Raw genomic sequence first — 14334 nt, 5'->3', positions numbered from 1 at the left:
GTTTGGAAAGTCAGAGCCATTCGTTGATGGCAGCGATCTGGACGGTGGCCTCGTAGCGAAGGGCGAGCTTGTCATAGCGCGTGGCCACCGCCCGGTTGCGTTTGAGCCGGTTGATCCCGCACTCCACCGCGTGCCGGGCCCGGTAGTCGACCTTGTCGAAGCCGGGCGGACGACCCCCACTCCGCCCCTTGCGTTTGCGGTTGCGCACCCGGTCGGCGGGTTCGGGAATCGTCGCTCTGATCTTGCGTCTGCGCAGGTAGGCACGGATCTTCTTCGAGCTGTAGGCCTTATCCGCGCGTACCCGCACCGGCCGGGTGCGCGCCGGACCACTGCGATCCCGCCCCGCCACGCGGATACGTTCCATGACCGGCTCGAACTGAGGGGCGTCCCCGCGCTGGCCGGCCGTGACCACCACCGACAAGGGCTTTTGGCGCTGCTCGCAGGCCAGGTGGATCTTGGTGGTCCACCCGCCCCGCGAGCGTCCCAGAGCGTGGTCGTCGGGCTCGTCCGTTTCGTGATCTGGGCCCTCCCCCTTTTCGCGGCTCCGGCGGCGTGCTGGTGGGCGCGCACGATGGTGGAGTCGACGTTGACCTGCCAGGTGATCAGGCCCGCCGCGTCGGCCAGGGCGCGCAGGGCGTCCAAAATTCGGGCCCAGGTGCCGTTGCGGGTCCAGCGGCGGAAGAGGTCGTAGACGCTCTGCCAGGGGCCGTAGCGCTCGGGTACGTCGCGCCAGGGGGCGCCGGCCCGCACCCGCCAGCGGATGCCGTTGATCAGGGTGCGCTTGGAGCGCGAGGGCGGACGGCCGGTGGCCGGCACGGGCAGGAGCGGTTCGAGCACAGACCATTGGGCGTCGGTGAGGTCACCGCGCCCGGGGCCGGGTAGGGTCACAGCGAAGCCTTCGGTGGGCTTGGTCTTCTTGGTCGTTGACTGATCTACCGAAGGCTTCGCCTATGTGCGGGGTGACACGCCTGGCGTGACCAGATCGGTGCTTTTGCCCCTGATCACACCAGTTACCAAACAGGCCCTAGGGCGTGTCCGGCACGTCGCCCCAGGGCCCGTGCACCGGACACGCCAAGGGCCGGCCGCCCCTCGGGGGTGACCGGCCCTTCGGGCGCCCAGGGCATGGTCCGCGGATACTCACGCCGCTCGCGGCGGGCGGCATCCACGGAACACGCGCTAGCGGCGCGGGACGATCTCGAACTCCGTCGGCCCGGCCAGCACGGCTCCCTCTCCGTCCAGCAGGTAGGCGGTGAACTCGCCGGTGCCCAGGCCCCGGGTGCGCACCGCGGTCCGGCCCTCGGACTTGTGCGCCTTGGCCGTGGCGAGCGGCTCGCCGTCACCGGGAGAGGTGCCCTCGGCGAACAGGGCCACCACGTTCGCGGAATCCGGGGCGTCGGTCGTGTACCGGAAGTGCGCCGAGACGCCCTCGCGCACCGGCTCCCGGACCTGCTCCAGCGTCCCCGTCGCCGGCGTGCCCGGGTCGGTCGCCTCCTCGCCCACCACGATGCGGCCGGAACCGCCCTCGGGGTAGTCGGCGGCCGTCACACGGCCCTGCAGCGTCGTCGTGAGGAAGCTCTCCAGCGCACCCTGGTAGGTCGTGCCGACCACGGTGAAGGGCGCGCCCCGGAACGGGTACATGTCCCCGCCGCGCGCGGAGAAGTCGATCGTGGCCACCGAGACGGGCGGGCCGTCCACGACCTCGCCGTCGGCCACCAGCACCGTTCCGTCGTGCAGAACGACGTTGCGCACCCGCTCGCCGGGGGTGAGGACCGTGCCGTCGGCGTCGACCTCCTGCGCGGTGCGCTCCGGGTCGTAGGCGAAGTTGACGCCGCCCACCTGCATGAAGCGGCCGTCGGCGGCCGGGGCGGCGGACACACCGTGCTCCAACAGCTCCTTGATCTGCGTGCGGGGCAGGTCGGGGACCACCACCGTCTGGTTCGCGAAGGGCGCGATCGAGTACGTGTCGAGGGCGGTGAGGGGGCCGGCCGGGATCACCGACCCGTTGCGGATGCCGCCGCCGTTCTGGATGCCGATCTGCGGCTCGGCGACGCCGTACTCCTCGGCCCTGCGCCTCCCCGTGTCCAGCAGCGCGTCGGCCATCAGGCTGCCCAGGTTGGTCTCCTGGGTGCGCACGCCCGGGTCCCGGGTGCCGTCCAGGCCCACCTCGCTCTGGGCGACCTCGGTCTCGGCCAGGGAGTCCACGTGGGCGGCGACCGGCTCGGTCACCTGGGCGCGCACCGCCGCGTCCTCCTCTACGGCGTCGTCACCGGTACCCGAGACGCGCACCGCGCCGGACCGGTCGGAGACGGAGACGAGCTCGCCCGCCTCGTCGAAGTTGACGACCAGACGGCCCACGTACTTGTAGTCGGATCCGGCGGTGACGATCGGCAGATCGCCGCCCTCGGCGTCGCTCACCACCAGCGGGTAGTGCAGCGGATCGCCGGTGACGGGGTTCGCGGTGATCGTGTCGCCGGGTACGAGCGCGTCCTCGGGCGCGGCCATGACCTCGTGCCCGCCCCCGGCGACGATCACGTCCACGCCGGTCAGCTCCTGGCCGACCCGCTGCTCGAACGCGATGCCCTGCAGGTGGGAGATCAGCACGACCTTGTCCACCCCGTCGGCGGTGAGGCGGTCCACCTCGGCCTGGACCGGGCCGACGACCTCGTCCAGCACCACGTCGCGGGGGCTGGAGATGCTGGCCAGGTCCGGGTAGAGCGCGCCGACGACGCCGACCCGCTCACCGCCCGCGTCGACGACCGTGCTCGGCGCGATCCGCCCGGTCCCGGCCAGCGCGGCCAGCTCGGGCTCGGCGGACACGTCCACGTTGGCCGCGACCACCCGGGTGTCGCCGGTCAGGTCGCCGACGAAGCGCGCGTAGAAGTCGGGCCCGAAGTCGAACTCGTGGTTGCCCATGGCGACCGCGTCGTAGCCGATCTCGTTGGCGACGGTCGCGTCGTAGAAGGGCGCGCCCTCCTCCAGCGAGGCGGACAGCTCCGGCCCCGGCAGGTACATGTCACCCGAGTTGACGGCCACCACACCGCGCTCGGCGGCCTCCCCGGCTCCGCCGCCCGCGGCCTCGTCCGCGCGCAGCCGCTGGAACAGTGTGGTGTAGCGCGCGGCGCCGCCGAAGCCGGCCTCGCCCGAGGCGTGCAGCAGCTGCGACTCGGGATCGTTGCCGTGCAGGATCGTCAGGGTGAAGGCGGGATCCTCCGCCGTGTCCGCTGTGGCGGCCACCGCCGACGAGGCCACCAGGGCACCCGACAGCAGCAGCGCGCCCGCGGCGCGTACGAGTCTGGACATGCGGTGAGACTCCTTCGTCCGGGGAACGTGGGGGAATGGGGGAGTGGGAGATCGGGGATGCGTGGTACGAAAGGACTCACCATAGACGGGGGCCGGTAAGGCGGCACCGGCGCCCAGGTGACGATTTGAACAATCCGCGGTGTGCCCGGGGCACGCCTGCCCCGGGGGCCGGGTCCGCCTACCATGGGTGACGCACCCCCGATCGACGCCTCGGAAGGACTCTCGTGTCTCCCTTCGGACCGCAGGACCCCCACGGGGCCGGGCACGGGCTCCCCGGCTTCGGAGCCCGCTTCGACGCGCTGAGCCCCGACGCGCCGCTCCCGCGCAGGGTCGCGACCGTGCGCATGCTGATGCTCGTCGGCGGTGCCTGCGGACTCGCCCTGTCCCTGGTGTTCGTCATGGGGCTGAGCGTCTCGGACGAGGTCATGGCCGACATGCTCCGGCAGCAGTCCGAACTGGCCGCCGAGGAGAACGTCGAGCTGGCCATCACCCCCGAGATGATGCGCGCGATGATGGGCACGCTCGCGGTCGTCACCGGCGTCTACGGCCTGCTGTCCACGTTCCTGGCGAGCCGCATCCGCAGCCGCACGCTCGGCGCGTACTGGGGCGTCGTGCTCTTCCAGGGGGCCGCGGCCGCCCTGCTCACGTGGAACATGGTCACCGGGGACATCCTGGCCGCCGTCCCGCTCGGCTTCGCGGTGTACATGATCGTCGCGATGCTCTCCCGCGAGGGCCGGGCGCACTACGGGCTCTACTGAGCCGGTCTCGCCTGAGCGCCCTCATCGCGGCGGCCGGGGCGGCCGGACCGCCACCGACGTCCACCGGCGCTCCAACAGGCCGCGCACGGTGACCCGCTCCGGGGGCGGTACCGGGGCCTTCACGCCGCCCACGGGCCCCTCCAGGGCGAGCGCGGCGCGCAGCAGCTCCGGCGCGTCCGGGCGGTCGTCGGGGTCCTTGGCCATCGCCGCCTCCACCAGCTCGTGCAGGCCCTTGGGCAGGTGCTGGAGGTCGGGCTCCTCGAACATGACCCGCCGCGCCATCTCCTTGTCGTCGGCGCGACCGAACGGGTCGTGCGCGACCGACGCGAAGGCCACCGCGGCGCCCCAGAGGAAGACGTCGGCCTTCTGGGTCGTGGGCTGGCGGTGGTACTGCTCCGGACTCATCCACCCGGGCGTGCCCAACCGGTCGCGCCGCACGCTGAGCCGCTCGTCGGAGAGCGAGTCGGGCGAGGGCAGCCGCAGGTCGCGGTAGGCCCGGCGCATCTTGCGCAGCCGGATCCACTTGGTGGGGTCGGGGTCCTCCACGGGGTGGGCGATCCCGAAGTCCAGCAGCTTGGGCCCCGTGGCCGAGAGCACGATGTTGCTGGGCTTGAGGTCGCGGTGGACCACGCCCGCGTCGTGGATCGCGCGCAGCGCCTCGGCGGTGCCGACGGCCAGCCCCAGGAGCATGCCCCCGCGCAGCCGGCCGAAGCGCTCCACGTGGTACCGCAGGGTGGGTCCGGGCACGTACTCGGTGATCATCCAGGGGCGTTCGGCCTCCACGTCGGCGCGCACGAAGCGGGCCACCGAGGGGCTGTTGACCTTGGCGAGCAGGCGCGCCTCGTGCGCGAACCGCTCACGGAAGCGCGGGTCGCCCGCCTGCGCGGCGTGCACGACCTTCACCGCGAGGTAGCCGTGCACACCGGGGGAGTCGGCCGCGTACACGGTGCCCATCCCCCCGGAGCCGACGCGGCCCACGATCGTGTGCCCGCCGACCTCGGCGGGATCGCCCGGCTCCAGCGGCTTGAGTCGGCGGACACCGCGTGCCTTCATGGGGGCTCCGTAAGTTGTTAAGTGGCCCGGGAGGGCCGGGTGTGGCTGATGGGGGCTTGCCTTCAGTGGCTTGCCAGGAGTGGCCGCCCGTCCCTCCGGGGCGCTCCGATCGCTGATTGAGATCTGCGCACGAGTCGCTGTTTACGGAGATGACGACGGGGTGTTCCACGGGCCGACGGCATGACGTCGAACGCCTGGAGGAGCGGATGGAACCCTCGCGTCAACGAGTCTGGGTCGGCATCGACGCGGGCAAGGCCCACCACTGGGCCACCGTGGTCGACGACACCGGCACCACCCTGTGGTCGAGCAAGATCGCCAACGACGAGAACTCGATCCTGGACGCCCTCGTCGAGATCCTGGCCCTGGCCGACGAGGCCGTGTGGGGCATCGACATCTGCGGCACCGCCTCGGCTCTGCTGCTCGCGCTGCTGGCCGCGCACGGCCAACAACCCCTGTACGTGCCCGGACGCACCGTCAACCGGATGGCCGGCGCCTACCGGGGCGAGGCCAAGACCGACGCCCGCGACGCCTATGTCATCGCCGAAACGGTGCGCCACCGCTGCGACTTCGCGCCCATCGACGTGCCCGCCGAGACCGTGCGGTCCCTGGCCGTGCTGACCGGCTACCGCAACGACCTGACAGCCGACCGGGTGCGGGCCGTCAACCGGCTGCGCGACGCTTTGTGCTCGATCTTCCCCGCTTTGGAGCGCGCCTTCGACTACTCCGGCGCCAAGGGGCCGCTGGTGCTGCTCACCGGATTCCAGACCCCTCGCGCTCTGCGCAAGATCGGCCGGGCACGGTTGGGGACCTGGCTGCGCAAGCGGGGTGTGCGCAGCGCCGAGTCGATCGCTGACAAGGCGATGGAAGCGGCCGCTTCCCAGCGCACGCAGGTGCCCGGCGAGGCCGTGACCGCGTCGATCGTGGCGGACTTGGCCCGCCAGGTCTTGGACCTGGACGACCGGCTCAAGGACACCGAGAAGCAGATTCGCGAGGTCTTCCGCGAACTGGACGCCGCGAAGATCATCGAGTCGGTGCCCGGGTTCGGTCCCGTCCTGGGGGCGGAGTTCATCGCCGCCGCCGGTGACCTGACCGCCTACCGGGACGCCGGGCACCTGGCTTCGGCTGCCGGGTTGGTGCCGGTGGCCCGGGACTCCGGGAGACGGACCGGTAATCTGCACCGGCCCAAACGCTACAACCGGGCTTTGCGCAGGGTGTTCTTCATGTCCGCGCTCTCGGCGCTCAAGGTCGAGGGGCCCAGCCGGGAGTTCTATCAGAAGAAGCGGGGCGAGGGGCTCAAGCACGTCCAGGCGGTGATCGCTCTGGCCCGGCGCAGGGTGAGCGTGCTGTGGGCTTTGTTGCGGGACGGGCGGGTGTTCACCCCCGTCCCACCGGTCCCGCTGGCGGCTTGACAACTTCATTGAGACTCCCGGTCGAGTGGGGGACGTCTGGGGCTGGTGGCGGGTGGCAGGAGTCTACCCAGCGACCGCCGCCGCAGTCCTGCCCGCGGCCCGCCCCGTTGCGCGCCCTCCGTGCTCCCGGTGCGCGCTCGCCGGAACGAGAACCCCGCCGCACGCGTCGAACCGGTGTCCGGATGGTAGACATGCAGCGAGAGCAGAAGGGCTCCGCGGGCCGGGAGGGACACCATGGAACTGCCCCTCGCCGACGGCAGCACGGTCCGCGTGACCGCCGACATGGCCAGGGCGGTACGGGAGGCTGCGCCCGTGCCCGGCTACCGGGGCCTGGTGGGCCTTCGCCGGCACACGCCCCGCCAGGTGTACAGGGACCTGGTGGAACAGCGTCTGGCCGTCATGGACCCCCGCCTCCGGGTCGCGGTCCTGACCACACGCGGAATCGGGGTCCGGGAGCTGCTCGCCAGTGCGCCCGCCGCCGCCCTCGGCGGCGGGAACGGGGACTCCGCGGCCTCCGGCGCCGGTGCGCCCTCGCGCATCACCGTCCACCCGGAGGTGGACGCCGAGCGCGCACGGCGGCTCGGCCGCGCCGTGCGACGCGGGTACCACCGGGACCCGCCGCCCGCGCCCCCGTGGCGGCCGGCCGCCGCAGCCCGCGCCCGGCCCTGGACCGTCGGCGGTTGGGCCGCCGGTGGAAGCGCACTCGGGTGCCTGGGGCTCGTGGCGTTCGTGTTCCTCCTGGGCGCCCCGGTCCTGGCGGTGCTCGGATTCGTCATCATGGTGGTGCTGGGAGTCGTCGGTGGCGCGACCTTGCTGGGTTCGGCCATGGTGACCGACGACACCCGCGTGCCGTCGAGCGCGCACGACCACCACAGGGCCGGGTACGCGCTCGCGGAGGGCCTCCGGGACTGGTTCGTCGACCCCGGCATGCTCGACGCCCCCGCGCGGGCCCTGCTCGGACGCGCGCAGCGCGCCGTGGACTCCGTCCTGGCCTCGTCCCTGCACGACCAGGGCCTCCTGCTGGACACCGTCCGCAACCAGGTCGTGCTCCGCGACGTGGAGTGGTCGATCGCGGACCGGCTGCGCGAGCACACCAGGACGCGGCGCACGATCGGGGGCATCGCCACACCGGGCGAGCACAGCCGCCGGGCGGCGGAGCGCGCCCGTGAGGTCCTGGACGAGGACGTCGCCAGGGTGACGGACCGGGTGCGCGTCCTGGAGGACTACGCGAGCAAGGTGAGCACCGCGGAGCTGTCCGCCTACGACCGCCGGGCCGCCGCCCGCCTGGACGCCCTCACCCTGGCGGCCGGAGCCGACCACGGGCAGCAGGACGAGGCGCTGGCGTCCCTGGTCGAGGCGCAGCGGCTCGCCCTGCGCGTCGCCGAGCTGAGCGCCGAGCTGGACGCCCTGGAGGGCGGAGCCTGAACGGCGCCCTCCACAGGTCTCGCCGGGCCGATACCGATCGTCGTCGGGCTCTGGCAGTCTCGGAGGTGGAAGGAGGCCGACATGACACCGGAACAGTTCATCGACGCGGCCCTGTGGTTCCCCGAGGCCGCCGAGAGCGAACCCTTCGGCCCCGGCGCGCTGGTGTACAAGGTGGCGGGGGAGAAGCTGTTCGCCCTGCTCATGGGCGGCAGCGGCGACGGCCCCGCCACGGTCAACCTCAAGTGCGACCCCGAGCTGGCCCTGGAGCTGCGCGACCAGTTCCCGGCCGTCACCCCCGGCTACCACATGAACAAGCGGCACTGGAACTCCGTGCTCCTCGACGGCACGGTGCCCGACGACGAGGTGCTGGAGATGCTGAGACACTCCTACGTCCTGGTGGCCCGGAGCCTGCGCAGGGCCGACCGCGACCGCGTGCTCGCCGTCCTGGGCGAGGACTCCCCCGAGCCGGGAACGGCGCCCGCGCGGGCCTGAGCGGACCGGCGGAGGGGCCGTCCGGTGGACGGAGCGCCCTCCGCGGACAGCAGACACGCCCCCGTGGCAGGGAGGGAGGACCCGTGACCGGAAGCGTCGCCAAGGCCGCCGTCGTCCAGGGCGTCCTGGAACGCATCACCTACGCCAACGAGGACACCGGCTACACCGTGGCCAAGGTCGACACCGGGCGGGGCGCGAACGACCTGCTCACCGTGGTCGGCGCCCTGGCGGGGGTCCAGCCGGGCGAGGCCCTGCGCCTGCGAGGCCGGTGGGGCTCCCACCCGCAGTACGGCCGCCAGTTCCAGGTGGACGACTACACCACCGTCCTGCCCGCCACCGTCCAGGGCATCCGCCGCTACCTCGGCTCCGGCCTCATCAAGGGCATCGGCCCCAAGATGGCCGAACGCATCGTCGACCACTTCGGCACCGACGCGCTGGACGTCATCGAGGACGCACCGGACCGGCTCATCGAGGTTCCGGGACTGGGGCCCAAACGCACCCGGCTGATCGCCGACGCCTGGGAGGAGCAGAAGGCGATCAAGGAGGTCATGGTCTTCCTCCAGGGGGTCGAGGTCACCACGTCCCTGGCCGTGCGCATCTACAAGAAGTACGGTGACGCGTCCATCAACGTCGTGCAGAAGGAGCCCTACCGCCTGGCCACGGACGTGTGGGGGATCGGTTTCAAGACCGCCGACACCATCGCGCGGGCCGTGGGCATCCCGCACGACAGCCCGCAGCGGGTCATGGCGGGGATCCAGTTCACCCTCTCGGAGTCCACCGGCGACGGGCACTGCTACCTGCCGGAGGAGCGCCTCATCTCCGCCGCGGTGAAGATCCTCGGGGTCGAGGCGGGACTGGTCATCGAGTGCGTGGCCGAGCTGGTGGCCACCGAGGGCGTGGTCCGCGAGACCGTCCCCGGCCCCGAGGGCGAGCCGGTGCGCGCGGTGTACCTGCTGCCCTTCCACCGAGCCGAGATCGGCCTCTCCGGCGGCCTGCGCGCCCTGCTGAACGCCCCCGCGGACCGGCTCCCCGCCTTCGCCGGGGTGGACTGGGACGTGGCCCTGGAATGGCTGCGCGGCCGCACCCGCGTCGACCTCGCCGAGGCCCAGCGCGAGGCCGTGCGCACGGCGCTCACCCGCCGGGTGTGCGTGCTCACCGGAGGTCCGGGCTGCGGCAAGTCCTTCACCGTCGCCTCCATCGTCACCCTCGCCCTCGCCAAACACGCCAAGGTCGTCCTGGCCGCGCCCACCGGCCGGGCGGCCAAGCGGCTCACCGAGCTGACGGGCGTCGACGCCCTCACCGTGCACCGCCTCCTGGAGCTACGCCCGGGAGGGGAGGCCGCCTACGACCGCGACCACCCGCTCGACTGCGACCTCCTGGTGGTGGACGAGGCGTCGATGCTCGACCTCATCCTGGCCAACAAGCTGGTCAAGGCCGTGCCACCGGGCGCGCACCTGTTGTTCGTCGGCGACGTCGACCAGCTGCCCTCGGTGGGCGCCGGCCAGGTCCTGCGGGACCTGCTGGAGGACGGGACGCCGGTGCCGAGCGTACGGCTGACCCACGTCTTCCGGCAGGCCCAGCAGTCCGGGGTGGTCAGCAACGCCCACCGGGTCAACACCGGTGAGCCGCCCCTCGTCCAGGGCCTGGACGACTTCTTCCTCTTCCCCTGCGAGGACGCCGAGAGCGCGGCCGAGGTCACCGTCGACGTGGTCGCGCGCCGCATCCCGCGCCGCTTCGGCCTCGACCCGCGCCGGGACGTGCAGGTCCTGGCCCCCATGAAGGGCGGCCCCGCCGGAGCCGCGGGGCTCAACACGGCCCTGCAGGCCGCCGTCACGCCCCCCGCCGAGGACGTCCCGGAGAAGCGTTTCGGCGGCCGTGTGTTCCGCGTGGGAGACAAGGTCACGCAGATCAGGAACAACTACGACAAGGGGCGGAACGGGGTGTTCAACGGGACGATGGGCGTGGTGACCAGCATCGACACCGTCGCGCAGGAGGTCGCCGTGCGCACCGACGAGGACGAGGACGTCGCCTACGACTTCGCCGAACTCGACGAACTCACCCACGCCTACGCCATCACCGTGCACCGCTCCCAGGGCAGCGAGTACCCGGCGGTCGTCATCCCCGTCACCACCAGCGCCTGGATGATGCTCCAGCGCAACCTGCTCTACACCGCCATCACCAGGGCCAAGAGACTCGTGGTCCTGGTCGGGTCGCGCCGCGCCATCGCCCAGGCGGTCCGCAACGCCTCCTCCGGGCGTCGTCACACCGCCCTCGCGCACCGGCTGCGCACGGCGGCCGACGCCGAATGACCGAGGGCGAGGATCCGTGGAACACGCCCCCAGGCCCCGGGTCCGGTGTCCGGCGGGTACACGCGCCGACTCCGACCGGTGAAGACCACCCGAACCTCCGGCAATGCCGCCCACGGCCACGCCGGGGCGCATAGGCTCGGCGTCGTTCGCCGGTTCCGCAGGCGTACGGCCACAACCGTTCCCGGACGTCGCGCTCTTTCCACTCTCCCCGGAGAGCCGCGGCACCCCCGGCCCGGACGCCCGGACTCCCGCGCGGCCGGGCCGGGGCACACGGGGACGCCGTACGGCGGTGTGGGACCCCGGCCCACGACCCCCTAGTGTGGGCGCGTGCACCAGACACTCATCGTGGCGGCGGCGGCCATCATCCGGGACGGCCGGGTCCTGGCCGCCCAGCGCGCCGAACCGCACGCCCTGCGCGGCCGCTGGGAGTTCCCCGGCGGCAAGGCCGACCCCGGGGAGTCGGTCGCCGACGCGGTCGCCCGCGAATGCCATGAGGAGCTGGGCGTGCGCGTGCGGCCCCTGCACCAGATCGGCGCCGACGCGCCCTTCCCGGCGCCCGGCGCCGGGCGGACGCGGCCCGCCGTGCTCCGGCTGTGGCGGGCCGACCTGGTCGAGGGCGAGCCGCGACCGCTGGAACACCTGTCCCTGCGCTGGCTCTCGGCCGCCGAGCTGCCCGACCTGGACTGGTTGCCCGCCGACGTGCCGTTCCTCGACCCTCTGACGGCGATCCTCACCGCCGCGGAACCCTCGCCCAGGGCCCCTCGGTGATCCGAGCGACCTGCACGTTTCCCCATCAGACCGCATTGACCGCATAAACTGGCTACGGGCCGTGGCATTCTGCGGTCTCTACCCAGTACCAGGAGATCGAGCTTTCCCATGTCCAGCGCTACGCCCGTCGAGGGCTCCGCACGCCGCAGCGACCTCCGCAACGTCGCCATCGTGGCCCATGTGGACCACGGCAAGACGACCCTCGTTGACGCCATGCTCTGGCAGTCCGGTGTGTTCCGGGAGAACCAGGACGTCGACGACCGTGTGATGGACTCCAACGACTTGGAGCGCGAGAAGGGCATCACCATTCTCGCCAAGAACACGGCCGTCCACTACACGACGCCCGAGGGCGACGACGTCGTCATCAACATCATCGACACCCCCGGCCACGCCGACTTCGGTGGTGAGGTCGAGCGCGGCCTGTCGATGGTCGACGGTGTCGTCCTGCTCGTCGACGCGAGTGAGGGCCCGCTCCCGCAGACCCGCTTCGTGCTCCGCAAGGCCCTGGCCGCCAAGCTGCCCGTCATCCTCGTGATCAACAAGGTCGACCGGCCCGACAGCCGGATCGCCGAGGTCGTGGACGACACCTACGAGTTGTTCATGGACCTGGACGCGGACGAGTCGCAGATCGAGTTCCCGATCGTCTACACCTGTGCCCGTGACGGCAAGGCCTCCCTGGAGCGCCCCGACAACGGTACGGTGCCCGAGAACGACAACCTCGTGCCGCTGTTCTCCACTATCCTGGACACCATCCCGTCCCCCGAGTACGTCCCGGGCGGGTCCCTGCAGGCCCACGTCACCAACCTGGACGCCTCGCCGTTCCTGGGCCGCCTAGCGCTGGTCCGCGTCCAGCAGGGCGAGCTGCGCAAGGGCCAGAACGTCGCGTGGATCCGGACCGACGGCACCATCCAGCAGGTCAAGATCACCGAGCTGCTCATGACCGACGGCCTGGAGCGCAAGCCCGCGGAGAAGGCGGGCCCCGGCGACATCGCGGCCATCGCCGGTATCCCCGACATCATGATCGGCGAGACCCTGGCCGACCCGGAGAACCCGGTGGCCCTGCCGCTGATCAAGGTCGACGAGCCCGCGATCTCCATGACCATCGGCACCAACACCTCGCCGCTGGTCGGCAAGGTCAAGGGCGCCAAGGTCACCGCGCGCCTGGTCAAGGACCGCCTGGAGAAGGAGCTCGTCGGCAACGTCTCGCTGCGCGTGCTGCCCACCGAGCGGCCCGACACCTGGGAGGTGCAGGGCCGCGGCGAGCTGGCACTGGCCATCCTGGTCGAGCAGATGCGCCGTGAGGGCTACGAGCTCACCGTCGGCAAGCCGCAGGTGGTCACCCGCCAGATCGACGGCAAGGTGCACGAGCCCGTCGAGCGCCTCACCGTGGACGCCCCCGAGGACTACATGGGTGCCATCACCCAGCTGCTCAGCGTGCGCAAGGGCCGCATGGAGAACATGGTCAACCACGGCACCGGCTGGGTGCGCATGGACTGGCTGGTCCCCTCCCGCGGCCTCATCGGCTTCCGTACCGAGTTCCTCACCGAGACCCGCGGAACCGGCATCGCCCACCACGTCTTCGAGAAGTTCGAGCCGTGGTTCGGCGAGCTGCGCACCCGCCCCAACGGCTCCCTGGTGGCCGACCGCGCCGGTGTCGCGGTCCCCTTCGCGATGTTCAACCTCCAGGAGCGCGGCACGCTGTTCGTCGAGCCCACCACCGAGGTGTACGAGGGCATGATCGTCGGCGAGAACTCGCGCGCCGACGACATGGACGTCAACATCACCAAGGAGAAGAAGCTCACCAACATGCGCTCGGCCACCGGCGACGAGCTCGTGCGCCTGGTGCCGCCGCGCAAGCTCTCCCTGGAGCAGGCGCTGGAGTTCTGCCGCGAGGACGAGTGCGTCGAGGTCACCCCGGAGCACGTGCGCATCCGCAAGGTCGTCCTGGACCAGAAGGAGCGCGGCCGGATGACGGCCAACAAGAAGCGCCAGCAGAAGTAGTCCGCGCCGGTGGCCCCAGGGCCGCCGGCCGCTGTGCACCGCTCGTGGGCGGGTCGCCTCCGCGACCCGCCCACGAGGCGTTTCCGTACAGGTCAGACGGGTAGACCGCTACCAGCATGAAGACCGAACCATCGTGTCCACGGTGCGGGCGCGCGGTCCAGCCTCCAGGGCTGTGGACCAGCGCCTGGGAGTGCGCCGTCCACGGGCGGGTGGCACCTCTTCAGGAGGTCCGCGCCCCGAGTCCGGCAGCGCTCGAAGCACTCCTGCCCCAGGCCCGGGTCCCGGTGTGGATCCCATGGCCGCTGCCCCCCGGCTGGGTGGTGACCGGCTTCGCCGAGGCCGGCGACGAACGCTCCGGTTCCGTCGCCACCGTCGTCGCCCTGTCGGGACCGGGTCCGCTGGGCGGTGTCGGCGAAGCCGCCATCGTCGCCGAGGACCCCGGCGTGGGACTCGGCGCCCGGCTGGCCGGGCTGGAGGGCCCCGACCCCGGCGACGGCTTCGACAAGGACGCGCCCAGCGCCAAGGTCCGCTTCGACGGCCACGAGATCGCGCTGTGGAACCTGGACATGGGCCGTGACCGCGCGGTCTACACCGGAGAGGCGCTCGCCCACTGGCTGTGGCTGGTGTTCGCCTCCGCCGACACCGGCCTGCTCATGTGCGAGGTCAACGCCCTGCGGGACCTGCGCGACATGAACGACGGGGGGGTGGGGCTGGAGCCGCCGTTCGGTGCGATCAGCCCCTTTCTGACCCGCCGCCTCAAGCCGCGTCCCTCCGAGGAATGACCGGCCGTACGGCTCCAGGCGCCACCGGCGCGCCGCG

General features: G+C 72.1%; 10 protein-coding genes and 1 pseudogene. 8 read left to right on the top strand and 3 right to left on the bottom strand.

Annotated features, from left to right (window positions below; genetic code table 11):
• Window positions 1-10: 10 nt before the first annotated feature.
• A pseudogene (locus tag M1P99_RS06520) lies at window positions 11-888 on the bottom strand (IS5 family transposase).
• Window positions 889-1176: 288 nt separating this feature from the next.
• Entirely contained in the window at window positions 1177-3300 is a 2124-nt protein-coding gene (locus M1P99_RS06515) for a bifunctional UDP-sugar hydrolase/5'-nucleotidase (protein WP_304451760.1), read from the bottom strand.
• A gap of 224 nt (window positions 3301-3524) precedes the next feature.
• On the opposite strand from M1P99_RS06515, the gene M1P99_RS06510 reads away from it, so the two are divergent.
• On the top strand, window positions 3525-4058 hold the full coding sequence (locus tag M1P99_RS06510; protein ID WP_304451759.1) for a hypothetical protein: 534 nt from the start codon (window positions 3525-3527) through the stop codon (window positions 4056-4058).
• A gap of 21 nt (window positions 4059-4079) precedes the next feature.
• Here M1P99_RS06510 and M1P99_RS06505 read toward each other — a convergent pair whose 3' ends face one another.
• The gene (locus M1P99_RS06505) at window positions 4080-5111 is read right to left on the bottom strand and encodes a serine/threonine-protein kinase (RefSeq protein WP_304451758.1); all 1032 of its coding nucleotides are present in this window, start codon (window positions 5109-5111) and stop codon (window positions 4080-4082) included.
• A gap of 206 nt (window positions 5112-5317) precedes the next feature.
• Between M1P99_RS06505 and M1P99_RS06500 the strand changes: the two genes are divergently transcribed.
• From M1P99_RS06500 to M1P99_RS06470, 7 genes are all read left to right on the top strand, one after another.
• A complete protein-coding gene (locus M1P99_RS06500) occupies window positions 5318-6520 on the top strand; it encodes an IS110 family transposase (RefSeq protein WP_304450835.1) in 1203 nt (400 codons plus the stop codon).
• Window positions 6521-6754: 234 nt separating this feature from the next.
• Complete coding sequence (locus M1P99_RS06495; protein WP_304451757.1) at window positions 6755-7945, top strand: hypothetical protein; 1191 nt, start codon at window positions 6755-6757, stop codon at window positions 7943-7945.
• A gap of 81 nt (window positions 7946-8026) precedes the next feature.
• Window positions 8027-8437, top strand: a complete 411-nt coding sequence (locus M1P99_RS06490; protein WP_304451756.1) for an MmcQ/YjbR family DNA-binding protein — start codon at window positions 8027-8029, stop codon at window positions 8435-8437.
• 83 nt (window positions 8438-8520) lie between these two features.
• The gene (locus M1P99_RS06485; RefSeq protein WP_304451755.1) at window positions 8521-10746 is read left to right on the top strand and encodes an ATP-dependent RecD-like DNA helicase; all 2226 of its coding nucleotides are present in this window, start codon (window positions 8521-8523) and stop codon (window positions 10744-10746) included.
• A 327-nt stretch (window positions 10747-11073) separates the two neighbouring features.
• Window positions 11074-11514, top strand: coding sequence for a (deoxy)nucleoside triphosphate pyrophosphohydrolase (locus M1P99_RS06480; protein ID WP_304451754.1), 441 nt, complete (start codon window positions 11074-11076; stop codon window positions 11512-11514).
• Window positions 11515-11622: 108 nt separating this feature from the next.
• On the top strand, window positions 11623-13515 hold the full coding sequence (typA, locus tag M1P99_RS06475) for a translational GTPase TypA (protein ID WP_304451753.1): 1893 nt from the start codon (window positions 11623-11625) through the stop codon (window positions 13513-13515).
• A 116-nt stretch (window positions 13516-13631) separates the two neighbouring features.
• On the top strand, window positions 13632-14297 hold the full coding sequence (locus M1P99_RS06470) for a DUF6758 family protein (RefSeq protein ID WP_304451752.1): 666 nt from the start codon (window positions 13632-13634) through the stop codon (window positions 14295-14297).
• The last annotated feature ends 37 nt before the right edge of the window (window positions 14298-14334 follow it).

Source organism: Nocardiopsis sp. YSL2, from assembly GCF_030555055.1.
Taxonomy (GTDB): domain Bacteria; phylum Actinomycetota; class Actinomycetes; order Streptosporangiales; family Streptosporangiaceae; genus Nocardiopsis.
Note: the sequence above shows the minus strand (reverse complement) of the source record. Positions and strands in the feature narration are given on the sequence as shown.

Bases quoted from the DNA above. Each gene is read 5' to 3' on its own strand.
- M1P99_RS06470 (WP_304451752.1), top strand. From the start codon at position 13,632: ATGAAGACCGAACCATCGTGTCCACGGTGCGGGCGCGCGGTCCAGCCT.
- M1P99_RS06500 (WP_304450835.1), top strand. From the start codon at position 5,318: ATGGAACCCTCGCGTCAACGAGTCTGGGTCGGCATCGACGCGGGCAAG.
- M1P99_RS06495 (WP_304451757.1), top strand. From the start codon at position 6,755: ATGGAACTGCCCCTCGCCGACGGCAGCACGGTCCGCGTGACCGCCGAC.
- M1P99_RS06515 (WP_304451760.1), bottom strand. From the start codon at position 3,300: ATGTCCAGACTCGTACGCGCCGCGGGCGCGCTGCTGCTGTCGGGTGCC.
- typA (WP_304451753.1), top strand. From the start codon at position 11,623: ATGTCCAGCGCTACGCCCGTCGAGGGCTCCGCACGCCGCAGCGACCTC.
- M1P99_RS06490 (WP_304451756.1), top strand. From the start codon at position 8,027: ATGACACCGGAACAGTTCATCGACGCGGCCCTGTGGTTCCCCGAGGCC.
- M1P99_RS06505 (WP_304451758.1), bottom strand. From the start codon at position 5,111: ATGAAGGCACGCGGTGTCCGCCGACTCAAGCCGCTGGAGCCGGGCGAT.